Annotated in this window: 27 protein-coding genes; 9 read left to right on the top strand and 18 right to left on the bottom strand. The window is 60.1% G+C overall.

Features of this window, described 5'->3' with window-relative positions:
* Positions 1 to 98: 98 nt before the first annotated feature.
* The 4 genes from GOQ28_RS03250 to msrB are packed head-to-tail and all read right to left on the bottom strand — an operon-like array spanning position 99 to position 2,185.
* A complete protein-coding gene (locus tag GOQ28_RS03250) occupies positions 99 to 875 on the bottom strand; it encodes a peptidylprolyl isomerase (protein WP_160355405.1) in 777 nt (258 codons plus the stop codon).
* 9 nt (positions 876 to 884) lie between these two features.
* Positions 885 to 1,163, bottom strand: a complete 279-nt coding sequence (locus GOQ28_RS03245; protein WP_160350924.1) for a BolA family protein — start codon at positions 1,161 to 1,163, stop codon at positions 885 to 887.
* A gap of 36 nt (positions 1,164 to 1,199) precedes the next feature.
* Entirely contained in the window at positions 1,200 to 1,787 is a 588-nt protein-coding gene (locus GOQ28_RS03240) for a septation protein A (protein WP_160350925.1), read from the bottom strand.
* Entirely contained in the window at positions 1,784 to 2,185 is a 402-nt protein-coding gene (msrB, locus tag GOQ28_RS03235) for a peptide-methionine (R)-S-oxide reductase MsrB (protein WP_160350926.1), read from the bottom strand. Before msrB ends, GOQ28_RS03240 begins: the two co-directional genes overlap by 4 nt.
* Positions 2,186 to 2,248: 63 nt before the next feature.
* On the opposite strand from msrB, the gene GOQ28_RS03230 reads away from it, so the two are divergent.
* The 7 genes from GOQ28_RS03230 (at position 2,249) to GOQ28_RS03200 (ending at position 9,504) form a co-directional block, all read left to right on the top strand.
* The gene (locus tag GOQ28_RS03230) at positions 2,249 to 2,926 is read left to right on the top strand and encodes an energy-coupling factor ABC transporter ATP-binding protein (protein ID WP_160355404.1); all 678 of its coding nucleotides are present in this window, start codon (positions 2,249 to 2,251) and stop codon (positions 2,924 to 2,926) included.
* Positions 2,926 to 3,525: an energy-coupling factor transporter transmembrane component T family protein gene (locus GOQ28_RS03225; RefSeq protein WP_160355416.1), complete on the top strand. Its 600-nt coding sequence runs from the start codon at positions 2,926 to 2,928 to the stop codon at positions 3,523 to 3,525. Before GOQ28_RS03230 ends, GOQ28_RS03225 begins: the two co-directional genes overlap by 1 nt.
* 142 nt (positions 3,526 to 3,667) lie before the next feature.
* The gene (locus tag GOQ28_RS03220; RefSeq protein ID WP_160355403.1) at positions 3,668 to 4,231 is read left to right on the top strand and encodes a biotin transporter BioY; all 564 of its coding nucleotides are present in this window, start codon (positions 3,668 to 3,670) and stop codon (positions 4,229 to 4,231) included.
* Positions 4,232 to 4,468: 237 nt separating this feature from the next.
* Positions 4,469 to 5,635: an ABC transporter substrate-binding protein gene (locus GOQ28_RS03215; RefSeq protein ID WP_160355402.1), complete on the top strand. Its 1,167-nt coding sequence runs from the start codon at positions 4,469 to 4,471 to the stop codon at positions 5,633 to 5,635.
* A 220-nt stretch (positions 5,636 to 5,855) separates the two neighbouring features.
* Positions 5,856 to 6,893, top strand: coding sequence for a branched-chain amino acid ABC transporter permease (locus GOQ28_RS03210; RefSeq protein WP_160355401.1), 1,038 nt, complete (start codon positions 5,856 to 5,858; stop codon positions 6,891 to 6,893).
* Positions 6,894 to 6,898: 5 nt separating this feature from the next.
* On the top strand, positions 6,899 to 8,737 hold the full coding sequence (locus tag GOQ28_RS03205; RefSeq protein ID WP_160355400.1) for a branched-chain amino acid ABC transporter ATP-binding protein/permease: 1,839 nt from the start codon (positions 6,899 to 6,901) through the stop codon (positions 8,735 to 8,737).
* Complete coding sequence (locus tag GOQ28_RS03200) at positions 8,734 to 9,504, top strand: ABC transporter ATP-binding protein (RefSeq protein ID WP_160350932.1); 771 nt, start codon at positions 8,734 to 8,736, stop codon at positions 9,502 to 9,504. The genes GOQ28_RS03205 and GOQ28_RS03200 overlap by 4 nt, the downstream gene beginning before the upstream one ends.
* A 627-nt stretch (positions 9,505 to 10,131) precedes the next feature.
* Here the strand turns inward: GOQ28_RS03200 and GOQ28_RS03195 are convergent.
* The 12 genes from GOQ28_RS03195 to fdxA all read right to left on the bottom strand — a co-directional run bounded on the left by GOQ28_RS03195 (position 10,132) and on the right by fdxA (position 20,848).
* Positions 10,132 to 10,971 (bottom strand): branched-chain amino acid aminotransferase, encoded by an 840-nt coding sequence (locus GOQ28_RS03195; RefSeq protein ID WP_160350396.1) that lies wholly within the window; start codon positions 10,969 to 10,971, stop codon positions 10,132 to 10,134.
* 34 nt (positions 10,972 to 11,005) lie between these two features.
* Positions 11,006 to 12,013 carry an ABC transporter substrate-binding protein gene (locus GOQ28_RS03190; RefSeq protein ID WP_160355399.1) on the bottom strand — a complete coding sequence of 336 codons (1,008 nt, stop codon included), beginning with the start codon at positions 12,011 to 12,013 and terminating at the stop codon, positions 11,006 to 11,008.
* Between the two features lie 76 nt (positions 12,014 to 12,089).
* On the bottom strand, positions 12,090 to 13,073 hold the full coding sequence (locus GOQ28_RS03185; RefSeq protein ID WP_160350394.1) for a branched-chain amino acid ABC transporter permease: 984 nt from the start codon (positions 13,071 to 13,073) through the stop codon (positions 12,090 to 12,092).
* The gene (locus GOQ28_RS03180) at positions 13,070 to 13,957 is read right to left on the bottom strand and encodes a branched-chain amino acid ABC transporter permease (protein WP_160355398.1); all 888 of its coding nucleotides are present in this window, start codon (positions 13,955 to 13,957) and stop codon (positions 13,070 to 13,072) included. The genes GOQ28_RS03185 and GOQ28_RS03180 overlap by 4 nt, the downstream gene beginning before the upstream one ends.
* Before the next feature lie 84 nt (positions 13,958 to 14,041).
* The gene (locus GOQ28_RS03175) at positions 14,042 to 15,259 is read right to left on the bottom strand and encodes an ABC transporter substrate-binding protein (RefSeq protein ID WP_160355397.1); all 1,218 of its coding nucleotides are present in this window, start codon (positions 15,257 to 15,259) and stop codon (positions 14,042 to 14,044) included.
* Between the two features lie 59 nt (positions 15,260 to 15,318).
* Positions 15,319 to 16,029 carry an ABC transporter ATP-binding protein gene (locus tag GOQ28_RS03170; protein ID WP_160355396.1) on the bottom strand — a complete coding sequence of 237 codons (711 nt, stop codon included), beginning with the start codon at positions 16,027 to 16,029 and terminating at the stop codon, positions 15,319 to 15,321.
* Entirely contained in the window at positions 16,026 to 16,799 is a 774-nt protein-coding gene (locus tag GOQ28_RS03165; protein WP_160355395.1) for an ABC transporter ATP-binding protein, read from the bottom strand. Before GOQ28_RS03165 ends, GOQ28_RS03170 begins: the two co-directional genes overlap by 4 nt.
* A gap of 85 nt (positions 16,800 to 16,884) precedes the next feature.
* Positions 16,885 to 17,523, bottom strand: coding sequence for an endonuclease III (gene nth, locus GOQ28_RS03160; protein WP_160355394.1), 639 nt, complete (start codon positions 17,521 to 17,523; stop codon positions 16,885 to 16,887).
* A complete protein-coding gene (gene rsxB, locus GOQ28_RS03155; protein WP_160355393.1) occupies positions 17,520 to 18,173 on the bottom strand; it encodes an electron transport complex subunit RsxB in 654 nt (217 codons plus the stop codon). The genes nth and rsxB overlap by 4 nt, the downstream gene beginning before the upstream one ends.
* Before the next feature lie 113 nt (positions 18,174 to 18,286).
* The gene (locus GOQ28_RS03150) at positions 18,287 to 19,501 is read right to left on the bottom strand and encodes a polyhydroxyalkanoate depolymerase (protein ID WP_160355392.1); all 1,215 of its coding nucleotides are present in this window, start codon (positions 19,499 to 19,501) and stop codon (positions 18,287 to 18,289) included.
* A gap of 184 nt (positions 19,502 to 19,685) precedes the next feature.
* A complete protein-coding gene (locus GOQ28_RS03145) occupies positions 19,686 to 20,483 on the bottom strand; it encodes a ferredoxin--NADP reductase (RefSeq protein WP_160355391.1) in 798 nt (265 codons plus the stop codon).
* A 41-nt stretch (positions 20,484 to 20,524) separates the two neighbouring features.
* A complete protein-coding gene (gene fdxA / locus GOQ28_RS03140; RefSeq protein ID WP_160350385.1) occupies positions 20,525 to 20,848 on the bottom strand; it encodes a ferredoxin FdxA in 324 nt (107 codons plus the stop codon).
* A gap of 196 nt (positions 20,849 to 21,044) precedes the next feature.
* Between fdxA and pncB the strand changes: the two genes are divergently transcribed.
* Together pncB and GOQ28_RS03130 are read left to right on the top strand one after the other, a co-directional pair.
* Positions 21,045 to 22,220, top strand: coding sequence for a nicotinate phosphoribosyltransferase (gene pncB / locus GOQ28_RS03135; protein WP_160350384.1), 1,176 nt, complete (start codon positions 21,045 to 21,047; stop codon positions 22,218 to 22,220).
* A 46-nt stretch (positions 22,221 to 22,266) separates the two neighbouring features.
* Positions 22,267 to 22,620, top strand: coding sequence for a RidA family protein (locus tag GOQ28_RS03130; RefSeq protein WP_160350383.1), 354 nt, complete (start codon positions 22,267 to 22,269; stop codon positions 22,618 to 22,620).
* A gap of 400 nt (positions 22,621 to 23,020) precedes the next feature.
* Here the strand turns inward: GOQ28_RS03130 and GOQ28_RS03125 are convergent, their stop codons facing one another.
* Both GOQ28_RS03125 and GOQ28_RS03120 read right to left on the bottom strand, forming a co-directional pair.
* Positions 23,021 to 23,533: a flavodoxin family protein gene (locus GOQ28_RS03125; RefSeq protein WP_160350382.1), complete on the bottom strand. Its 513-nt coding sequence runs from the start codon at positions 23,531 to 23,533 to the stop codon at positions 23,021 to 23,023.
* On the bottom strand, positions 23,530 to 24,393 hold the full coding sequence (locus GOQ28_RS03120) for a zinc-dependent peptidase (protein ID WP_160355390.1): 864 nt from the start codon (positions 24,391 to 24,393) through the stop codon (positions 23,530 to 23,532). The genes GOQ28_RS03125 and GOQ28_RS03120 overlap by 4 nt, the downstream gene beginning before the upstream one ends.
* Between the last annotated feature and the right edge of the window lie 7 nt (positions 24,394 to 24,400).

Below are 24,400 nucleotides of genomic sequence, written 5' to 3'. Positions count from 1 at the left end.
TGTCCGGGCATTTGGCCGACGCTACCGCGGGGTGCTGCCGCGTCGGTTGCTAAAGAACGCGTGACCGGGACGCAGCCCCGGTCAGCCTGTTCTCCGACTTACTTGATGACCGCTTTCTCGCGCAGTTCTTTCTGGAACTTGCCCAGCTCTTGCTGGCGCAGCATTTCCTCGATTTGCGGGCGGACTTGGGCCAGCGGCGGGAACTCAACCGGGCGGGTGTCTTCGACCTCGATGATGTGCCAGCCGAATTGGGTTTGCACCGGCTTGTCGGCCAGTTGGCCTTTCTTCAGGCTGCTGACCGTCTCGGCGAACGGCTGCACGTAGTTGGCAGGCGAGGCCCAGCCGAGTTCGCCGCCATTGGCGCCGCTACCCGGATCCTTGGAGTTTTTCTTGGCCAGCTCGGCGAATTTCTTCTTGTCTTTCTTGATCTGAGCGAGCAGATCGTTGGCGGTCTTCTCATCCTCGACCAGGATGTGACGGACCTTGTACTCTTGCTGGTCGCCTTGTTGGGTCTTGAGCTTGTTGTACTCGGCCTCGATCTGCTTGTCGGTGATCGGGTGCTTTTTCAGGTAGTCGGCCATCAAGGAGCGAACCAGGATGCCTTCGCGCGCCAGGGCGATTTCGGTCTGGACGGCGGGTTGTTTGGCGATGCCGTCTTTCTCTGCCGCTTGGACAAAGATCTGACGATTGATCATCTCTTGCTTGACCTGCTCGCGCAATTGCGGCGAGTCAGTGGCGCCTTGGCTCACCAGCAGCTTGACGAATTGATCCAGGCTCTGCTGAGTGATCGGCTGGCCGTTAACCGTTGCAACGTTCTGCGCAAAAGCGGGGAGCGCGACCGCGCAAGCAGCGGCGAGCATCACATAGCGTTTCATGGTTTTCCTTTAATTATTGGATTGAGGTGCTTGGGCATCGAGCGCAAGCGCATGAATGGGATGAGGGATCAGATCTCGCAAAAGATCATACACCAGGCGATGTCGTGCCACGGGCGACAAACCGGCAAAGCGCGAGGCCACAATTCGCACGTGGTAATGACCGGCGCCACCTTGGGCTCCGGCATGACCGGCGTGCAAATGCGAGTCGTCCCGGATGTCCAGTGTCGTGGGTTCCAAGGGCGCCAAGCGGCTGCGTATCAAGTCAATTCGATCGGTCGTGTCGGACATCTCAACAAAGCAAGCAACAACGTTAAAACAAGAAAATCAATCTTTATCAAGCCGGCGTGGATCTCGTTCGCCGGCGCCGGACTGTTCGACATGCTGCATGTGCTTGCCCAGCCATAACGACTGTGCAATGACAAACACCAGCAGCAAACCCATCAGGCCAAAGACTTTGAAGTTGACCCATTGCGATTCGGTGAAATGGCCGGAAAACGCCACATACAGATTGACGGCGCCTGCAGCCACGAAGAACAAGGACCAGCTCAAGTTGAGTTTGTCCCATAAGGGGGCGGAAAGTTCCAACTGTCCCCCTAGTAATTTGCGCATGAGGTTGCGCCCGAACACATAGCGCGCGCCCAGCAGGGCACCGCCAAAGAGCCAGTAGAGGACCGTGGGCTTCCATTTGATGAAGACATCGCTGTGCAGCCACAGCGTCGCGCCACCGAAGATCACGATCACGGACAGATTGATCCAGTGCGTCATCTCGATGCGTTTGCCGGTGGCGCGCAGCCAGATGAATTGGCCGACCGATGCTGCGATGGCTACCGCGGTCGCCGTATAGATATCCGCATAGCGGTACGCAATGAAGAAAAGAATCAGCGGGAACAGGTCAAACAGGAATTTCTTCATTCGTCTTCGAGCGGTTCGAATTTCAGCGACAGCGAGTTAATGCAGTAGCGCAGACCCGTGGGCTCCGGGCCGTCGGGGAAGACGTGGCCGAGGTGCGCGTCGCAAATATTGCAAAGCACCTCGGTGCGGATCATGCCATGGGAGGTGTCGCGTTCTTCGCGCACGCGTTCGGGATCGATGGGTTCGAAATAGCTGGGCCAGCCGCAACCCGCGTCGAATTTGGTGTCCGAGGCGAACAAGGGCGTGCCGCAGCCGACGCATCGGTAAATGCCGGTCGCGGTGGTATTCCAATAGCGGCCCGTAAAGGCGCGTTCGGTGCCTTTCTGGCGGGCGACCACGTATTCCTCGGGGGACAGCTGCGCGCGCCATTCCTCGTCAGTTTTGCGAACTTTTTCCATATCCGGTCGTGAGCCTAAATCGGTGAAAGAGGTCTGCCCGTGCATCGGGCATAATTTCGTCCCATGTTAATCGACTTTGAACGCGTCGTTGTCGCCACGCCGCACGCCCAGGCCCTGCGAGGCGTGAGCGCCAGCTTGGGCGAGCATCGTATCGGCATTGTCGGCCCCAACGGTGCCGGCAAGAGCACGATGGCCAAACTGCTGAATGGGCTGGTGCTGCCGACCGAGGGGCGGGTGCGCCTGGACGGCCTGGATACGCGCCAGGATCTGAAGGCGATCCGCCGGCAGGTGGGATTCGTTTTTCAGAATCCTGAAAATCAGATCGTATTCCCTATCGTGCGGGAGGACATGGCGTTCGGGCTGAAGCCGCAACGCCTGCCGGCCGATGAATCCGCGCGACGCATTCAAGCGTGCCTGGACGCGATGGGGGTAGGGCATCTCGCGGACCGCGCCAGTCACTCCTTGTCCGGGGGCGAATGTCAGCTGGTGGCCATGGCCTCTGTCCTGGTGATGCAACCGTCCTTGGTGGTGTTTGACGAGCCCACCACTCAGCTGGATCTGCGCAATCGCAACCGCGTCGCGCGCGCGATTGAGGGGCTGGCGCAGCAGGCGGTGGTGGTGACGCACGATCTGGACCTGTTGCGCGATTTTGACCGGGTGCTGGTGGTCGTGGACGGCCAGGTGGCGGCCGACGATACGCCGGGTCCGGCTTTGCGTTGGTATTGCGAGCACTGCGCATGATGCTCGATCCGCTCTATATACAAGGAGACCGCTGGCTGCACCGGATGCCGGCGGGAGCAAAACTCGCGGCGCTGGTGGCGGCGGGGATCGCGCTCTTCTTTGTACAAAATCTTTGGATTCTGGCAGGAGCGATGGCGTTCGCGGCGGCGCTGGTGGTGTTGACTGGCGTGAGCGCCGCGTCATGGTGGCGGCAGGTGCGCGGGCTGGTGTGGGTACTGGCGGCTATCGGTTTTTTTTCGGCGGTATTTCAGGGGTGGATGCACGCTGCCGTGGTGTTATTGCGCATCGGGGTGCTGGTGGCACTGGCGATGGCGGTGACGCTTTCCACGCGCAGTGCGGATCTGGTCGCGGCCTGCGAACGCGCGCTGACGCCTCTGGAGCGGCTAGGCTGGGTCAATGCCGGTAAAGTGGCACTCGCGCTCGCGTTGACCTTGCGCTTTGTGCCCGAGATTTGGCGGCAGTATCAGGAAATTCGTGAAGCGCAGGCGGCGCGGGGGCTGGCCAAGCATCCGTTGGCCTTATTGGTGCCGCTGGTTGTCAGAACGCTAAAGCGCGCCGAGCAAGTCGCCCAGGCCATTGACGCGCGCGGCGGACAGTAATGGGAGAAAAGTTTCGCGTGGCTCAGCTCAATATGGCGCTTCCAAGAGCAGGGCTTACGGCACATGGTGGCTGTATCGCGATTTCCGCTCCTTTAGAAGCAAGCGCCGAAATATCCCTACGACGATAGTTTAGGAACCCAATATGAAAACTAAAGACACTGTATTGATTGCCCTTTTTGCCGCGTTGATCGTGGTGTTGAGTCTGGCCCCGCCGATTCCATTGCCGGCGATTCCGGTCCCTGTTACGTTGCAGAGCCTGGGCGTCATGCTGACTGGCGCCATGCTCGGTCCGGTCAGAGGCGGCCTGGCATGCCTGCTTTATCTCGCGCTTGCCGCTATTGGCCTGCCCGTGCTGCCCGGCGGCCGGGGCGGGTTGGGAGTGTTTTTCGGCCCCACGGGCGGTTTCCTGATCGGAATGGCGTTGGGCGCCTTCGTGACCGGCTGGATGGCGCGGACCTTGGTGCGTTTTCCGATGCAAGGCGCGCGGCCCTTGGCCGGATATGCCGTCGCCTGCGTGGCGGGCGGCATAGGCATGGTGTACCTGATCGGGGTGCCGTGGCTCGCGGCTGTCACGCAAATGCCTATTGCGAAAGCGGCGATGGCGATGCTGGTCTTTATTCCGGGCGATCTGGTCAAAGTGGCAGTCGCGAGCTGGGCGGCGTGGCGGGTCGAGCGCGTGTGGCCGGTTCTGCGGGAATCCCCTTAATGACGGGTCTCCGCACGCGGTGAAAAATTCGTTATTGTTGAATGCGTTTGATTTTACCGCTCCGGATTGCGCAATCCGGGTATTGTTTGGCGGTGAAGTCGATTAGGGAAGTCACGGGGGGTGGATAGTACCGGCATTTGATACATTTCAAGGCCAGGTATCGTTTTTTTTGTATAACTTTAATTGAGCTCGCGTCCGTCAGGGTCCAACAACAAAGAGCTCACAGGAGACAACAATATGAGTCGCAAAAATTTCGGCTTGTCCGCGTTGGCTGGCGCGCTTGCGCTGAGCCTGCCCTTGATGGCGAGCGCGCAGGTCAAGGTGGGTGTCACGGTGGCGAGCACCGGGCCGGCCGCGTCCTTGGGTATCCCCGAGCGCAACACCGTCGCCTTGTTGCCGACTGAGGTGGCCGGTCAAAAAATCGAATGGATCGTGCTGGACGATGCCACCGACACCACTCAGGCCGTGAAGAACTCGCGCAAGCTGGTGTCTGACGACAAGGTCGATGTGCTGGTGGGCACTTCCATCACCCCGGGTTCGCTGGCCATGGTCGATGTGGCGAGCGAGGCCAAGGTGCCGATGATCAGTGTGGCCGCCAGTTCCAAGATTGTCGAACCGGTGGACGACAAGCGCCGCTGGGTCTTCAAGACTCCGCAAAACGATGCCTTGATGGCGAGCGCGCTGGCCGACGCCATGGCCAAGGCTGGCGTCAAGAAACTGGGCTTTATCGGCTTTGCCGACGCGTACGGCGATGGCTGGCTGGCCGTGATGCAAGATGCGGTCAAGAGCAAGGGCATCGAGATCAGCGCGATCGAGAAATACGGCCGCACGGACACCAGCGTCACCGGTCAGGTCCTCAAGTTGGTTGGCGCCAAACCGGATGCCATCCTGATCGCGGGCGCCGGCACGCCTTCGGCGCTGCCGCAAAAAGAACTGCGCGCGCGCAACTATAAGGGCACGATCTATCAGACCCATGGCGCGGCCAATAATGATGTGCTGCGTGTTTGCGGCGCCGATTGCAACGGCATGCTGTTGCCAGCCGGACCGCTGCTGGTAGCGGCTCAGCTGCCCGATAGCAACCCGGTCAAGAAATCCGCGTTGGCCTATACCCAAGCCTATGAGGGTAAGTACGGCGCGGGCACCACCAATACGTTTGGCGGGCACATGTGGGATGCCGGTCAACTGATCGTGGCCGCCGTGCCCGAAGCGCTCAAGAGCGGCGCCAAGCCCGGCACGCCGGAATTCCGCGCCGCGCTGCGCGATGCGTTGGAGAACATCAAGAACCTGCCGGCATCGCAGGGCGTATTCAATATGAGCCCGACGGATCATGCCGGTTTTGATGATCGTTCCCGCGTGATGGTAAAGGTCGATAATGGCAAGTGGGTGTACCAGCCGGACCTTTAATGGATCGATCGCCGATACGGGGGCAAGCGTATCGGCGATTTCTTTCGCACCGGCCTTTTGGCCGGTGTGTCTTATCCGCGATAATTCCGCGCGGGCCGATAACGTTACAACGCTGCCGCCCGCGAATGGAATTTCCGCTTCAGGCAGGCATAGGATCCGCATTGGGCGGCTTGGGTCATGTCAATCTGGGGCGCTCGTTAGCAACTCTTAAGGCGGTTTCATGGATTTTTCTATTGCCCTCATCCTGCTGCAGGATGGCATCGTCAACGGCGCCATCTATGCACTGTTGGGAATGGCGCTGGTGCTGGTGTTCACCGTCACCCGGGTCATTTTCATTCCTCAGGGCGAGTTCGTCGCATTTGGGGCGTTGACATTGGCGATGCTTGTCAACGGGCGCGTGCCGGGAACCGCTTATCTGCTGCCCCTGATGGGCGCGGTGGTGTTGGTAATGGAGATCGTGCGGGCGCTGCGCACTGGCAGCTGGTCAGCCATGCCCAAGGTGCTGCTCACCTGCGTCGCGGTGCCGCTCGCGCTGCTGTGGCTGGCTACCGCCTATGCCGCGCCGGATACCTCGCTCTGGCTGAACATGCTGCTGACTTTGGTGCTCATTATCCCGATGGGGCCGATGGTCTATCGCATTGTTTATCAACCGCTGGCCGAGGCCACGGTATTGGTATTGCTCATCGTCTCGGTGGCGTTGCATTTTGCGTTGCTGGGACTGGCGCTGGTGTTTTTTGGCGCGGAAGGCTGGCGCACGCCGGCGTTCGTGAGCGGTCAGTTTGATCTTGGCCCGGCGACGTGGTCGGCGCAAAGCCTGTTCGTGGTGGGCACATGTGCACTGCTAATCGTGGCGCTGTGGGTGTTTTTCGGCAAGACGCTGTATGGCCGTGCCCTGCGCGCAACGGCGGTGAATCGCCGCGGCGCAAGGCTGGTGGGCATCAGCACCACGATGTCGGGGAGCCTGACGTTCACATTGGCGGTGGCCATTGGCGCCATGTCCGGCATGCTTATCGCGCCGATTACGACGGTGTATTACGACACGGGCTTCTTGATTGGCCTGAAAGGCTTTGTCGGCGCGATCATCGGCGGGCTGGCGAGTTATCCGGTGGCCGCGGCCGGCGCGATACTGGTGGGCGTGCTGGAGGCCTTTGCCTCGTTCTGGGCGAGCGCCTATAAGGAAGTCATAGTGTTCACGTTGATCATTCCGGTGCTCGTGTGGCGGTCGTTCGGCAGCCACGCTTCGGATGACGAGGAGTAAGCGTCATGAGCAACCGTATTCCTTTGTTTGTTTTTATCGTCGTGCTGGCCGTGTTGCCGGCGCTGCCGTCCACGCCTGAATTCTGGATCACCCAACTGAACTACATCGGCCTGGCCGCGATGGTGGCGTTGGGGCTGGTCTTGCTGACCGGGGTAGGTGGCCTGACCTCGTTCGGCCAGGCGGCATTCGTGGGCCTGGGTGCTTACACGACGGCGGTGTTGACGAGTCACTATGATGCGTCGCCTTGGCTGGCATTGATCGCGGGGTTGTTGTTGACCGCGGGCGTGGCGTATTTACTGGGGCTGATCACCCTAAGGCTGTCGGGCCATTATCTGCCGCTGGGCACGATCGCATGGGGCCTGTCGCTGTTTTATCTGTTCGGCAATCTGGACTGGCTCGGCAAGCATGATGGCATCGCGGGGCTGCAGCCGATCAATGTGTTCGGCTTTTCGCTTGCGAGCGGACGGCATATCTACTACCTGATCTGGGTGCTGCTGTTGTTGTCCTTGTGGGCGACCAGCAATTTGTTGAGCTCGCGTCCGGGCCGGGCGATCCGCGCATTGAAGAGCGGCGCGGGCATGGCCGAGTCGATGGGCGTGGATACCGCTTCGTACAAGATCGTGATCTTTGTATGGGCGGCGCTATTGGCCTGCTTGTCGGGATGGATTTACGCGCATATGCAGCGCGCTGTCAGCCCCAGTCCGTTTGGGTTGAACTACGGTATTGAGTATTTGTTCATGGCCGTGGTGGGCGGTGCTGGGCATGTGTGGGGTGCGGTAGTTGGATCAGCGGTGATTCTGGGATTGAAGGATCAGCTGCAGAATCTGTTGCCGAAATTGTTGGACACCAATGCGAACTTCGAGCTTATCGTTTTCGGTGTCTTGATGATTGTCATGTTGCAATATGCCGGGCATGGGCTATGGCCGATTCTGGCGTCGGCTTGGGCGCGTGTGACGGGTGGCGCGGGTCAGCGCCGTCAGCTCGCTCCTCCGCCTGCGGCGCAGCCATTGCCGCAGCGCGAACGGCCGAGGCGGGGTGATCTCGTGCTCGAGGTCCAGGAGATCCGCAAAGAGTTCGGCGGGCTGGTGGCGGTCAACGATATTTCTTTCGATGTGCGTGCCGGCGAGATTGTTGGCTTGATCGGCCCCAATGGCGCGGGTAAGAGCACCACCTTTAACCTGATCAGTGGCGTGTTGCCACTGACGCGCGGGCGCGTGTGTTTCTTCGGTGAAAACATCTCCGGGCGCAGCGCGCGTGAAATTGCCCGCCTGGGTGTAGGTCGTACGTTCCAGCACGTGCAACTGCTGCCCGGTATGTCCGTGCTGGAAAACGTTGCGCTCGGTGCGCATATGCGTGCCCATGTTGGTGTGGTGTCGGGCGCCTTGCATAGCGACCGTGCTCAAGAGGCCAGACTGCTGCACGAGGCCGCCACGCAACTGCAGCGGGTGGGCTTGGGTGATTACCTCTACGAGCAAGCGGGCAATCTGGCGCTTGGCCAGCAGCGTATTCTGGAAATCGCCCGCGCGTTGGCCAGTGATCCGACCTTGCTGTTGCTGGACGAGCCGGCGGCTGGCTTGCGCTACAAAGAAAAGCAGGAACTGGCTCAGGTGCTCGAGCAGCTGCGTGAGGAAGGCATGAGCATTTTGTTGGTAGAGCACGATATGGACTTCGTCATGCGGTTAACCAATCATCTGGTGGTCATGGACTTTGGCACGAAGCTGGCCGAAGGCGTGCCGGCCGATGTGCAGAAGAATCCTGCGGTGTTGGAGGCTTACTTGGGGGGTATCGACGATGACCTGCCCGAGCCTGAGCGCGCCGAAGCGACTACCGGGAGCGCAGCATGACGCAAGCACAAGCACCGAACCAGAAGGTCGTGCTCGACGTACGTGGGCTGACCGCACGATATGGCAAAGTGAACGCGTTGAATAACGCGAGTCTGACCGTGGCGCCGGGCAGCATTGTCACGGTTATTGGCGCGAATGGCGCGGGTAAATCGACGCTGCTCAACGCCATGATGGGAGCGTTACCGACCACCGGCCATGCAGCGGGTGCGGTGCACTACGCGGGACAGGATGTATCGAATTGGCTGGTTGAGCGACGCGTGGCGGCGGGGATGTCGTTGGTCCCGGAGCGCCGTGAGCTGTTTGGCAGCATGTCCGTGGAAGACAACCTGTTGTTAGGCGGATTCCGTCGTTATCGGGCGCGTGAGAGCGGATGGCGCGATACGTTGGACGAGGTGTTTACCTTGTTTCCGCGTTTGCGGGAGCGGCGGCGGCAGGAGGCTGGCACTTTGTCGGGGGGCGAGCGCCAGATGCTGGCCGTGGGGCGTGCCTTGATGGCAAAGCCTCGAGTGTTGATGCTGGATGAGCCTAGTCTGGGCCTGGCGCCGCGTATCGTGCGCGAAATTTTCCACATCATTTCTCGGTTGCGGGAGACGGGTGTGGCGATACTGCTGGTAGAGCAGAACGCGCGGGCGGCGCTGCAGGTGGCGGATTATGGGTATGTGCTGGAGACGGGCGAGGTGGTGCTGCATGGGCCAGCGCGGGAGCTGGCGGGGAATCCCCGGGTGATCGAGAGCTATCTGGGGTTTGGGAAGGGGGCTGCGGGGTGATGGGCTTTCGATGTGCGTGGGTTTGTCGTTTAGGTTTGGCTTTTGGGTAGGTGGTGGGCTGTTGCTGGGGGTGTGCGTTTAGAGCTTCTTGCTGGCTTAGGGTTGGGTTCTTTTGGCGTCCGGGGGCGGTGTGCGTGGGCGATGCCGGCCCTGTCGCAACGGCTCGGCCCATGATCAGGGGCCTCGGTCTCCTTCGGGGACTTCCCGTCGCTCTACGGGCCGGCATCGCCCACGGACTCACGCTGAGGCCAGGCCACGGTTAGCGCGCTGCGCGCATGCGCACGCTACGCACTTCAGAACGTACATGTCATTCCCGGAGAAACGCAGGCGATCACGGCGTTTGGACTCGTCCTCTTGACGCTAACGCAAGCGGGAGCCGGGCAGAAAAGGGGCACCGGCCCGTTGAGCGGCGGGAAGTCCCCGAAGGGGACCGAGGCCCCTGATCATGGGCCGAGCCGCTGCGACAGGGCCGGTGCCCCTTTTCTGCCCGGCTCCCGCGCCTAAAGAACCCAATCTACGCCCGAATCGAGAACGCCCGAACCACCGGAGCCGAAGCCAGCGCTATGCACTCAATACCGCACCAATCAACGTCAGCGCAAGTACACAACGCCTACGCCCGCTCATAGCCTAGTTGCCGCGCCGAGCGAACTCCATATACAACCGGTGCGCCCGCCGAGCAAACGGCCCATACTCCAGCGCACGATCCTCCACGCGATTCACATGGACAACCTTGCCATAATTGCCAGTAGAGAAGACTTCATCCGCCTGCTCCACATCCGCGCGAGTGATGGTGCGTTCTTCAACTTGTACGCCATCTGCACGCAGTAAAGCGAGAACGCGCTGACGGGTAATGCCGTTCAAGAACGTGCCGTTATCGACTGGCGTTGCTACGATGCCATCTTTAGCGATCCAGAGATTCGATGTGGCGAATTCAGCGATGTTGCCATCGCCGTCGAACATGATCGCGTTGTCGAATCCCTTTTCCACCGCCTCGCGAATAGCGCGTTGCCCATTGGGATAGAGGCACGACGCCTTGGCATCCGTCGGCGCCATGTTCGACCATGCTCGGGCGAAACTGGAAAAGCAGGCTGAGAACCCTTGCTCGCCGGGCATGGGCACCTTGAACACATGCAGAACGAATTGTGTCTTGTCCGCGTCCGGCAACAAGAACCCATCCGCACAGAAGAACATCGGTTTGATATAAAGTGCCTCGCCCGCTGGAAACTTCGCCACGGCCTCCAAGCTCAAGTCGCGGATAGCTTCCCAGCTGAGTTGCGGCTTCATCAACATCTTCTGCGCCGAGCGCACTACCCGTTGGCAGTGCAGATCCAGATCGGGCGTCAATCCGTCAAACGCGCGCGCACCGTCAAATACCATGCTCGCCATCCAGAATGCGTGATCGGCCGGGCCCAGCAGTTTGGGATTCTCGGTCATCCATTGGCCATCGTGCCAGTAGATCGCGTCCATGTCGTACTTCCTTTATTGAAAATCAGGTCACGCGTCAAAGTTTAGCTTGCACGCGTGTGGCGACATCTTCGGGCACCCACTTTTTCCAGACTTCCGGATACTTGCGCAGGAAATACAAGGCGGCTTCTTCAGGCTCTGCCTGCTCGGTCTCCAGCCAGCCCAGCGTGTCGTCGATGACAGGGCCAGGCACGGTGAGCTTGGTGAAAAATTCGGTGAGTTGGGGAGCTGCGCGCGCGAAATCGGTGTTCATGCCCGTGACGGCACGGTTCGATTTGAACTCGGTCGCTACCGGGTCGGCACAGTTCGGATCCGTCAAGCAGGTATAGGCCGCGGCATCAAAGGGCGGTAATTCCAGCTTGACCAGATCCAACGAGCCTACGAGCGCGGTCGGCGTCCAGTAATAGAAAACAATGTCGCGCTTGCGCTTATACGCCGATACGATAGCTGCCTTTTGCGCCGCGCCCGAACCGGGAGCGAACATGGTGTACTTTTCTTCGAGCTTTAACGCTTTGAACAGATTGGTATTGAGGATGTCGCATGACCAACCGGCCGGACAGCCGTAGATGCGTCCTTTGGACGGTTCTTCCGGGTCGGTAAACAGCTCGGAGAACCTGGCCAAGTCAGCGGCGCTTTTTAATTCCGGATGACGCTCTTGCGTATAGCGTGGGATATACCATCCTTCGCCCGCATCAAAGACGTGGCCAACGCCCTGGACTCTGCCGCTCTTGATCGCCTTATCCCAGGCGACTTCGATCTGTCCAGGCCAGACCTCCGGCGTGATGTCCACATCGCCACGTTGCAGCGCGGCCAGCATGGCCAGCGTTTCGCCTATCTCTACCGCGGTTTTGCAGCCATAGCCGTGCTCGACGATGAATCGCTCGATGCCGGCCAGGACGAGATTTGATTCCCAATTGAGTCCACTAAAGCGCACCGGCCGATCGACCTCGCACGATGGCGCGGCGGATGCGGCGGTGCTAAATAGCAGGGCAGTGGCTGCGCCAACAGCGGCGATGAAGGATAGAACCGGGGAGGCCGGACGCATGGGAAGCTCCTCTACGGATAGATGGGCATTCCATTTTACGTAGCTCGCCGGCGCTGTCTTATACAGCTTGTAAGCGTCATGATGCTTTGGCGCGGCGGCGGCTCATCAATGCTTGAATCTCGCCGACGATGCCACGCCGGAATGCCAACACGCAGAGGATGAAGATCAAGCCGATTACGATGGTGACGGATTCGCCCAACCGCAGGAACCAATCGTTATCCGTGACGCGCGCCATGAACCTGCCGAAGTCACCGACCTTGTTTTCAAGCAGCACCACGATAAAGGCGCCGATAATCGGTCCAGTCAATGTCCCCAGGCCGCCGATCAATGTCATCAAGATAACCAGACCGGACATCTGCCACGTAGCATCCGACAGCGTCGCCGATACGAAGACCAGCATTTTCGTCGCACCGGCCAGCCCCGCGATCGCGGCCGACAGCACGAACGCCAGCAGCTTGAATCGATCTACGTCATACCCTAACGATAAGGCACGCGGTTCGTTCTCACGTAACGCTTGCAGCACCTGACCGAACGGCGAATGCACGGTGCGCCAGATCACGAAGTAACCCAACGCGAAAATGCCCATCACCAGATAGTAGAGATTCAGATCGTCGCGCAGATCGATAATGCCGAACAAGGTGCCGCGCGGCACGCGCTGCAGTCCATCCTCTCCGCCTGTGAAGGGCGCCTGCAGAAAATAGAAGAACACCATCTGCGCGAGCGCCAGCGTGATCATCGCAAAGTAAATGCCACTGCGACGTATAGCCAGCAATCCCATGACCAGCCCCAGCATCGCGGCGACCGCAGTGCCATAGATCAAACCGAGCTCGGTGGGGAACCCCCATACCTTGATCGCGTGCCCAGCCGCATAGGCAGCGCCGCCGAGGAATGCCGCATGCCCGAACGACAACAACCCCGTGTACCCCAACAGCAGATTGAAGGCGCACGCGAACAACGCATAGCACATCACCTTCATCGCAAAGATGGGATAGACGCCCATATAGGGTAAGAGCGCCACGACGATGGCTGCCGCCAGATAACCGATGAGTTGGCGATTCATTTCTCTTTCCCAAAGAGTCCGGCAGGCCGCAGCAACAGCACGATGGCCATGATGATGAAGACGACCGTGCTCGAAGCCTCGGGCCAGAACACCTTGGTCAGACCTTCGATGACACCCAGGCCCAGGCCCGTGACGATCGCGCCCAGAATAGACCCCATACCGCCAATCACGACCACGGCAAACACCACGATGATGAGGTTCGAGCCCATCAAGGGCGAGATCTGCAAGACGGGTGCAGCTAGCACGCCGGCAAAGCCCGCCAACGCCACGCCAAAGCCATACGTCAGCGTCACCATGCGCGGCACGTTCACGCCAAACGCCTCGACGAGTTTGGGATTCTCGGTGCCTGCGCGCAAAAGCGCACCCAGACGCGTGCGTTCGATGACGAACCAAGTCACAAGACAGACCGTGATGGACGCCACGACGACCCAGGCTCGATAGTTTGGCAGAATCATGAACCCCAGATTCGTTGCCCCGCGCAACGCCTCCGGCGTCGGATAAGGTTGTCCCGACACGCCATAAAAGCTGCGAAACAAACCCTCCAGCAGCAACGTCAATCCAAAGGTCAGCAGCAATCCATAAAGGTGATCAAGCTTATAAAGATGCTTGAGCAACAGCTTTTCGATCACGATGCCAAACAGGCCGACCACAATGGGTGCGAGGACAAGCATGACCCAGTAGTTCAAGCCTAAATAGCTCAAGCCCATCCACGCCAAAAACGCCCCCAACATATACAGCGAGCCGTGGGCAAAATTGATGACATTGAGCAGGCCGAAAATGACGGCCAGCCCTAATGACAGAATCGCGTAGAACGAGCCATTGACCAGGCCCAAGAGTAACTGCCCCAATAGTGCGGGCAGTGGTATGCCGAATAGTTCAGTCATGTAGCGTGAACCCTGCGCGTTCGATAGGATGCGTGCAAGACCTCGGCGTCCCGGCCAGCAGGCGGGGACGCCGAGCTCAGCGGATTACTTCTGGCTGATGAGCTTGCAGGTCGATTCGGAGGGTTTGGTGTACACGTCGTCACCCGGCAACGTAGCGACGATTTTGTAATAGTCCCACGGTCCCTTGGACTCTTGCGGCGTCTTGACCTGCACGAGATACATGTCGTGCACCATGCGGCCATCTTCGCGTACGTATCCACCGGTGGTGTAGAAGTCGTTGATCTTGTTCGACTTCATCCATTTCATTAACGTGTCGGGGTCGTCCGTGCCGCTTTCTTTGACGCCTTTCAGATAAAACGCGGTAGCGGAGTAGTCAGCTGCCTGGATACTGGATGGCTTGGTCTTGCGTTTCTCTTCGAACTTCTTGGACCAGTCGCGCGCGGCATCCGATTGATCCCAGTACCAGCTGTCGGTCAGGTACATGTTCTTGGTCGCATCCAAACCTAGCGAATGAATGTCTGTGATGAAAATCAGCAGTCCCGCCATTTTCATGGTCTGCGTCACGCCGAACTCATTAGCGGCCTTGATCGAATTGATGGTGTCGCCGCCCGCATTGGCCAGGCCCAGGATTTGTGCGCCCGATGCTTGTGCCTGGAGTAGGAAGGAAGAGAAATCCGAAGTCGATAGCGGTGCGCGCACGACGCCTTTGACTTCGCCACCATTGGCCTTGACCACGGCCGCTGTATCGCGTTCGAGCGCATGGCCAAATGCATAATCCGCGGTTAAAAAGAACCAGCTCTTACCGCCGTCTTTCACCACGGCCGAGCCCGTGCCGCGCGCGAGCGCGACCGTATCGTAGGCATAGTGCACGGTGTAAGGCGAGCACTGCGAATTCGTCAAATCCGAGGCGCCCGCGCCGATCGAAATGAAGGGGCGCTTCTTCTCCGCGGCAACGGCAGCCATGGCGAGGTTGGTGGCCGAGTTGGTGCCGCCCAACAGCATATCGACGCCTTCTTGATCGAACCATTCGCGTGCACGCGCCGAGGCAATATCGGCCTTGTTCTGATGGTCTGCCGTCAACAGCTCGATTTTTTTCCCGTTGATTTCGCCGCCTGCGTCCGCAATCGCCATGCGCACGGCTTCGACGCCGCCCGGACCGTCAATATCGGAATAGACGCCGGACATGTCAGTGATGATACCGATGCGGATAACATCGCCGGAGAATCCTTCAGCCTGGGCGGGTAGCCCGCTGAATCCCAAGCCCGCGAGGGCCAGCATAGCAGTGATGTGATGCAGCTTCATGGGACGACTCCTTCACTTCTCTTTTATGGTGCCGCGGTGGCGGCGGATGAGAGGGGTGCTTATACGCCCAACAGTTCGTTTAACGTATCTTGTTTTTCCTGCAGTTGGTTAGCTTCAAAATGTTCGACGATCTGACCGTGTTCCATCACGTAGAAACGGTCAGCCAGCGGCGCGGCGAAACGGAAATTCTGCTCGACCATCACGATGGTGTAGCCGCGTTGCTTCAATGCGCGGATCATGCGTGCCAGCGATTGCACGATCACCGGTGCCAGGCCCTCGGAGATTTCATCCAATAGCAACAGATTGGCGCCCGTGCGCAGGATGCGCGCCACCGCCAGCATCTGTTGTTCGCCTCCGGATAGACGCGTGCCCGGTGAATGCCGCCGTTCATGCAAATTGGGGAACATGTCGTAGATTTCGGTCAACGACATGCCGCCACCCAACGCGCCGACCGGCGGTGGCAATAACAAGTTTTCCTCGCACGACAGGCTGGCAAAGATGCCGCGTTCTTCTGGACAATAACCAATGCCCAGATGCGCGACTTTATAAGTCGGCAGATGAATCGCTTCGGTGCCATGGATGCGCACCGAACCTTGTCGCGAGCCTGTCAGTCCGAGAATCGCACGCAACGTGGTCGTGCGGCCGGCGCCATTGCGCCCCAGCAGCGTCACCACTTCGCCCTGCGTCACCTGCATGTTCACGCCGTGCAGAATATGCGATTCCCCGTACCAGGCTTGCAGATCGTGGATCTCCAGCGCGGGGTGATTCATGCGTGCGCTCCTTCTAGTTCGCCTTCGGTGGTGCCCATATAGGCTTGCATCACCGCCGGGTGACGCGAAACTTCGGCATAGGACCCTTCGGCCAACACCGCGCCCCGGGCGAGCACGGTGATCGTATCGGCGATGGACGACACCACGTTCATGTTGTGCTCGACCATTAAGATGGTGCGGCCGGCGCTGACGCGTTTGATGAGCTGTGTCACGCGCTCGACGTCTTCATGGCCCATGCCTTGGGTCGGTTCATCGAGCAACATCAGCTCTGGCTCCATGGCCAGCGTGGTGGCAATCTCTAGTGCGCGCTTGCGCCCATAGGGCAGGTTGACCGTGGTTTCATCGGCGAAGGCGGCCAGGTCCACTTGATCCAGCAACGCGATGGCGCTGTCGTTTAACGCGTTCAGGCGTTTGTCGCTGCGCCAGAAATGGTAGGAAAGCCCGGTCTTGCGCTGCAGGCCGATGCGCACGTTCTCGAGCACCGTGAGATGCGGAAAAACGGCGGAAATCTGAAAGGATCGAATAATGCCGCGCCGCGCGACCTGCGCCGGACGATCGGCCGTGATATCGATGCCGTTGAAAATGATCTGGCCCTTGGTGGGCGGCAGGAACTTGGTGAGGAGATTAAAGCAAGTCGTCTTGCCCGCGCCATTGGGCCCGATGAGCGCATGAATCTGCCCACGCTTGACGCGTAGGTTTACCCCGTTGACGGCAACGAAGCCGAGAAACTCCCTCGTGAGGCCTTTTGTCTCCAGGATTATGTCATCCATGTCTCCGCCCCAGGTTTTCTTTTTTAAGGCTTGCGTCGAGTATGCGCTACCTGGGGTTCAAAAGGCCATGAGGGTTTTTCATAGGTTATTGAGCCGGTGTCTTAGCCTTGTATTCGCACAAATCGGAGATGCCGCACTGCGGGCATTTCGGCTTGCGCGCCACGCAGATATAACGGCCCAGCAAGATCAGCCAATGATGTGCGTCCTTCATGTATTCGGCGGGCACGAACTTCACCAGCTTGTTTTCCACCTCGAGCACGTTCTTGCCGGGAGCGATGCCGGTGCGGTTAGAGACGCGAAAAATATGCGTGTCGACCGCCATGGTCAGCTGGCCAAAAGCGGTGTTGAGCACCACGTTCGCCGTCTTGCGGCCCACGCCCGGTAGCGCTTCCAAGGCTTCGCGCGTCTGCGGTACCTGGCCGCCGTGGCGCTCCAGCAGCAGCTTGCACGTCGCAATCGCGTTCTTGGCCTTGGTGCGATAGAGGCCAATGGTTTTGATGTATTCGGCCAGACCCTCTTCGCCCAATGCGAGCAGCTTTTCGGGTGTGCCGTATTGCGGGAAAAACTTGCGCGTGGCGATATTGACCGACTTGTCGGTCGCCTGCGCCGACAACAACACGGCGATCAAAAGCTGGAACGGTGTGTCGTATTCGAGTTCGGTCGTGGGGGCTGGGTTAGCGGCTTTCAGGCGTTCGAAAATGGCCCGGCGTTTGGCGGCATTCATGAGGTCTTTACAGCAGTGCGGCGTGCGCGGGCGCGCGCCAGAGCAGATTCGATAGCAGAGCGTTTACGCGCCTCATCGTCGGCAGCGGCGATGGCGGGCGCGGGAGCAGGCACGACCGTTTCTTCGTCGGGATCGGCTTCCATCAGGCGGGCATTCTGGGCACGCTCGCGGGCGATACGGGCCTGATGGGCGCGATGGCGTTCGCGGCTGGCATGCGCATCGGCGTCGGTCCATTCGCGCTGCGCCGGGACCATCTCGATACAGTCCACGGGGCAGGGCGCCACGCACAGATCGCATCCCGTACACCAATCGGTCAGCACGGTATGCATGCGCTTGTTGGCGCCCACGATGGCGTCCACCGGACAGGCGCGGATACACAGCGTACAGCCGATGCAATGTGCTTCGTCGATACGCGCGACCGTCAGCGGCCCCGGCTCGCCTCGGGTGCGATCCAGCGGCAGTGGCGTGGTGCCAAGCAGGCTTGCCAAGGTCGCCACGCCTTCTTCTCCGCCCGGTGGGCAGCGATTGATGGGCGCTGCGCCTTCGGCGATGGCTCGGGCGTATGGCATACAGCCGTCATAGCCGCATTTGGTGCATTGCGTCTGAGGCAGCACGGCGTCAATGCGGTCGGCTAAAGTAAGACAGGACATGGCGAGAAAAACGAGTCAATCCGTGCCGGGTGTGAGCCGACACGGGCAAGCATACGGGGTGCGGGCGAATGCGCCGGCGCCAGCGAAACGATCGCGCGGGCTAGGGCAGCCGGTCAGGCTTGCCGGATGAAAGCCGCAATTTTAGGACAGATCGTCTCGCGCCAGCGGCGGCCCGCGAAAATGCCATAGTGGCCACAGCCAGTTGCCGTGTAGTGCTGCTTGCGTTTGGCAGGGATGCTACGGCACAGATTCTGCGCGGCACGTGTCTGCCCCTGGCCCGAAATATCATCCAGCTCGCCTTCGATGGTGAGCAGTGCGGGCCCGCGTATGGCGGCTGGATTCACAAGCTCGCCATCGATATTCCACGTTCCCTTGGGTAATTGGAACTCCTGAAACACAACGCGTATCGTGTCCAGGTAAAACTCCGCCGGCATATCCAGCACCGCGTTGTATTCGTCGTAAAAACGGCGATGCGCTTGCGCGTCGTCATCGTCGCCGCGCAGCAAGTCCAGGTAAAAATCGTAGTGCGATTTCAGATGGCGGTCCGGATTCATCGCCATGAAGCCAGCATGCTGCAAAAAGCCCGGATAAACCCGGCGCCCCGCGCCCGGATAACGCACCGGCACCCGGTCGATCAACTGGCTCTCGAACCACGAATAGGGCTTGGTTGTGGCCAGACGGTTGACCTGCGTGGGCGACTCGCGAGGATCGATGGGCCCGCCCATCATCACCATGCTGCGCGGCTGATTCGGCTCATTCGCGCTCGCCATGAGGGAAATCGCGGCCAAGACCGGCACGGTGGGCTGACAGACCGAAATCACATGCAGATCCGGGCCCAGATGGCGGATGAAATCGCGCACATAGTGCACGTAATCGTTAAGATGAAACGCCCCAGCTGACAGCGGCACCATGCGTGCATCGACCCAGTCGGTCACATAGACATCGTGATTCGGCAGCAATGCGCGCACGGTATCGCGCAGCAGCGTCGCATGATGGCCCGACAGCGGCGCCACCACGAGCACGCGCGGATCGTCACGGCGCGCGTCGCGTTCAAAATGCAGCAAGCGACAAAACGGTTTATTCAGCGCCACCGACTCCGCCACTTTCACGGGCTGACCGTCGATCACGGTAGAGGTCAGATTCCAGGCGGGCTTTTGGTATTCCTTGCCCAGTCGGTGGATCAGTTCGCAGCTGGCGGCCAGTTGCCGCGACAGCGGCGTATACGCCAAGGGACTATAGGGGCTGGAAAACCATTGCGCGCCGGCTTCGGTAAAGGCGGCCAGCGGCGTCAGGAACGCTCGCTGCATTTCATGAAATTGGTACAGCATCTGGCGAGTGTCCTTCTGCTCAATAAAGAGTGGGGGGAGGTCGTGAGTCCACGGCCTGACGGCCTCAATCGCGGCTGCGGTTATATCGATTTCGCGTAAGGATATAGCGAATCTGTCTGGCCTGTTGTCCGGAGCCGTCCGATATCTGTACCTGATTTACAACATCCGACGGTCGGGCGCCGTGCTACCAATAATTTTCGACGGCCAGATTACCGGGAATGCCGCGCCGGCCCGGGGCAAAACCACGTTCGCCCAGCAGCTTGCGCGCTTCACTGAGCATTTCGGGGTTGCCGCAGAGCATGATCTTGGATTGCTCGGGATCGAGCTTCATACCTGCCAGCTGCTCGAGCTCGCCGTTTTGAATCAGCGTGGTCAAGCGCGCCTGCGGCATGCCAGGAATGGCCTCGCGCGTGGCGATGGGCAGGTAAATCAGTTTGCGCGGATCGGCCTGGAAATGCTCGGCGAAATCCGGATGCGCGCGCCAGGATTCGATCTCGTCGCGGTAGGCCAATTCGCTGACCGAGCGCACGCCATGCACCAGCACGATGCGCCGGAAAGCCCGCCAGGTGCCCGGGTCGCGCAGGATCGACAGGTAGGCTGAAAGCCCCGTGCCAGTCGCCAGCAACCACAAGTCGCCGCCCTGCGGAAACCGTTCAATGGTGAGAAATCCGAACGCCGTTTTGTCGACGTAGATCGCATCGCCCGGCTGCAGACGCGCCAGACGGGGGCTGAACTGACCCTCGGGCACCACGATGGAATAGAACTCCAGACGATCTTCGTCCGGGGCGGAAACCATTGAATAGGCGCGCCACACGGTGGGCTCGGCAGCCGGATCATCGCCCTCGGGCAAGCCCACGCGCGCGAATTGCCCCGCCTGAAATTTAAAGGCCGGGTCACGCGTGGTGTGGATGGAAAACAGCTTATCCGGAACCCATGTGTGTACGTGGGTGACGGTCTGGCGTGTGTACTTGAGTTCGGTCATCTAGAGGGTGACAGCGGCCGGGGCCGAGAGGGCGCCAGGCCTTATTTTTCCAGGAGCTCGAGCTTGTTTGGCTTGCCGTTCCAATCGTCGGCGTCCGGCAGCGGTTTCTTGGCCCGGCTGATCGGCGCGAATTCCGGCGACAACTCCGCGTTAAGCGCGATAAATTGGACCTGATCCTGAGGCACGTCTTCCTCCGCATAGATGGCGTTGGCGGGGCACTCCGGAATACAGACGGCGCAATCGATGCACTCGTCGGGGTCAATCACGAGAAAATTCGGGCCTTCACGAAAACAGTCTACCGGGCACACGTCGACGCAGTCGGTGTACTTGCATTTGATACAGTTTTCGGTGACGACGTGGGTCATTCGGGGACTCCGCAGACAGGCAACAGCTGTGATGAATTCCCTTGATTTTACCCTCTTGCCCCGATCGGGGTGGCGATAACCCTGGGTGCGGTAGTGCCGCACAGCGGCCAGCCCGGGGGATCCTGGCGGCAGCTATGCTATGGTGTGGAAAAAAATATCAGGTAAATAAAACATCTCGCGCCGAGTCCGCGCCATCATGATCATTACTTCCTTGCTTGACACCGATCTGTACAAGTTCAGCATGATGCAGGTGGTTTTGCATCAGTTTCCCGCTGCGCAGGTCGAATATCGCTATAAATGCCGCACGCCGAATGTGAATCTGCGGCCGTATATGGACGAGATCCGCGACGAGATTCACGCGCTGTGCCAGCTGCGGTTTACCGAGGAGGAGCTGGATTACCTGCGGGGCTTGCGCTTTATCAAGAGCGATTTTGTTGACTTTCTGGGGCTGTTTCACCTGCCCGAGCGCTGTATTGCCATTACCGAGGGCGAGGGTCCGGGTGAAATCTCCATCACGGTGAAAGGCCCTTGGCTGCACACGATTCTGTTCGAGATCCCGGTGCTGGCGATCGTCAACGAGGTGTACTTCCGTAATACGCGCCGCAATCCGGACTGGGAAGAGGGCCGCAAACGCCTGCAGTCCAAGATGCAATTGGTGCTGGATGACCCGGCGCTGGCCGATTTCCGCGTGGCTGAATATGGCACGCGCCGACGTTTCTCCAAGTTGTGGCACGAGGAAGTCGTGACCACGATGAAAGCGCAGATGGGCAAGCACTTCGCGGGCACGAGCAATGTGCTGCTGGCGATGAAGCATGATGTGCTGCCGCTGGGCACGATGGGGCATGAGTATCTGCAGGCATGCCAGGCCCTGGGGCCTCGGCTGCGCGATTCGCAGGTGTTCGCGTTGGAGGTCTGGGCCAAGGAATATCGCGGCGATCTGGGGATTGCGCTATCGGATGTCTACGGTCTGGATGCGTTCCTGCGCGATTTCGATATGTATTTCTGCAAGCTCTTTGACGGCGCGCGCCATGATTCGGGCGATCCGTTTGAATGGGGCGAGCGTATGCTCGAGCACTATCGCAAAAATCGCACGGATCCGCGGGCCAAAACTTTGGTGTTTTCGGATTCGCTGACGTTTCCTAAGGCGATCGAGCTGGCGCGGCAATTTGCCGGGCGTTGCAAGGTGTCGTTTGGCATTGGCACGAACTTGACGAACGACCTCGGGCACGAGCCGCTGCAGATTGTGATGAAGATGGTTCGCTGTAATGGCCAACCGGTGGCTAAGGTTTCTGACGCGCCGGAAAAAACCATGTGCGATGATCCGGCTTATTTGGCGTATCTGCGCCAGGTGTTTCAGTTGCCGCCGGCTTGATGGGCCGGGGGTGGTTATTTTCTCTTGATATTTTTGGGGATTTTTGATGAGCAGCATTAAGCGCGTCAATGTGGAAAAGCGTCTGTCGGATATGGCGGTGTATAACGGTGTGGCCTATCTGGCGGGTCAGGTGCCGGATGATGCTTCGCTGGATATGGAAGGGCAGACGGCTCAGGTTCTGGCTACGATCGATCGTCTGCTGGCCGAGGCTGGCACGGATAAGAGCAAGATCCTGATGGCGCAGATTTTTGTGGCGAACATGAAGGAATTCGATGCGATGAACCGTGCGTGGGACGCATGGGTGGCTGACGGCAATGCGCCGCCTCGGGCTACGATCGAAGCGCGTTTGGCTAATCCTGACTACAAGGTTGAGATTGTCGTGACGGCGGCGGTGGCCTAAGGCTGCGTCGGGTTGAAAGCTGTCCGGAGTCGGTTGCGATTCTGGACGGTGGCAGGGAGCTCCGCGTATGAGTCATGCGCGGGGCTCTTTTTGTTTGGGGGCGTGTGTGTGGCAGTTCGGTCGGGGCCGGGGTTCTTTAGGCGCCGGCTTGCCGGGGCGAGGGCTATCGGGGCTTCACGGATCCGGCCGGGCGCCTGCGCGCCCGGCACCACTTCGTCAACCTCGTCGCTGCGCTCCTTCGGTTTCCCTCGTTCGGATCCGAGGCGCCCCGATAGCCCTCGCCCCGACAAGCCGGCTCGCGGTGGAGGACGGGCGAGGCTCTGTGAATGTGGCTTTTGGCCGCTTGGCGTCTGGGGGCGTGATGCGATTCACCGCTTCGTCGGTGCTTGCTTGGCGGGGGCTATGTCTCGCTCGTCAATAACGTCGCGGCAAGCAGGCCGCCGAGTTCCTCGCAGCGTGCCAGGGCCTGCGGGGGAACGGTTTTTGGCGCGAGGATGGCGTCGGGGGTTTGGGCGCCGTTGCGTTCGATCAAGGGGGCCGCGACAGCGCGCAGGCGCCAGCCGGTGGCGATGCGGGTGAGTTGGCGCGCCGCGCCTTCACCATCCGTGCCGGCACTAATGGCGGCGGCGTAGGGGCGGCCGGCGATTTGGTCCAGGACAGGGTAGTAGCAGCGGTCCAGGCAGGCTTTCATCTCGCCGGTCAGGCTGGCGAGGTTTTCAGGGGCGCAGAATAGGTAGCCGTCTGCGGCCAGTATGTCGGCGGGATCGGTGTCGGGCGCGGCTTGCAGGCGCACGCGCAACTTCGCTTGTAGTTCGAGTTCATGTGCCACCTGGTCGGCACCGCGCGCCAATGCCTGCGCCATCTGTCTCGCATAGCCGGTGCGGGAGTGCCAGATGATAAGCAGCGTTTTCATGGAGTGGCTGCGTCCAGGTGGCTGCTGGGGTAGGTTCGGTTTAACGGGTCTTGGCGGTAATACACACGCAGTAGCTGGTACCAATCGGGCAGGGCATGGGCGAGCGGCTCGGGATCGACAAAGAAGTGTTCCGAGCTGACGGCGAAGAACTCCGCCTCGTCGGTGGCCGCATAGGGGTCCAGAGGCAACTGGTCGTACCAGGGCGCGGCTTCGTCGCTCTCCGGGTCCACGTCGGCCGGTATGGCGGCTTCCACGGCCTCCAAGGCCTCGGTGAATTGATCCAGGCTGTCAGAAAGCGTGCGGCGCCATGTGCGTGGTGACAGATCGGCGTGCGCGCTCAAGTCCGGCATGCCGTCGGCGTAGCCGGAGGAGAGGTCTAGTTTGTGCGCGAATTCATGAATGATCACGTTGAAAGCGCCGTGCTGGGGCAGCATATCGTCCCACGACAAAATGACCGGGCCGCCATCCCAGGCCTCGCCGGCAGCATCCTCGTCGTATTCATGAACCACGCCGGCCTCGTCCTGCTGCACGCGCGGAATGCGAAATCCTTCGGGATAGATAATGATTTCTTCCCAGCCTTCGTAGAGCCTGGGCGACAGGTGCAAAATCGGCAGTGCGGCCTGCGCCGCGATGGACAGGCGCATAAAGTCGGTCAGCGTCAGACCCCGCGCGCCGTTCATGGTCTTGCTGGCCAGCAGCCACGCTGCGCGGTCCAGCAGCGCGTCACGCTCGGCGGTTTCCAATGCCCATAGAAAAGGGTAAGTCTGCAGAACTTCGTACCACAACCCGGGCGCGATGCGGGCTCGCATCTGTGCGACCGCGGACGTGGCGGCACCCCGGCCCTTGAGCCATCGCAACATGATTCGC

The sequence above is a fragment of the Bordetella sp. 02P26C-1 genome, from assembly GCF_009763255.1.
GTDB lineage: Bacteria > Pseudomonadota > Gammaproteobacteria > Burkholderiales > Burkholderiaceae_B > Bordetella_A.
The sequence above is the reverse complement of the archived record's forward strand: the minus strand, read 5'-3'. Positions and strand labels throughout refer to the sequence as shown.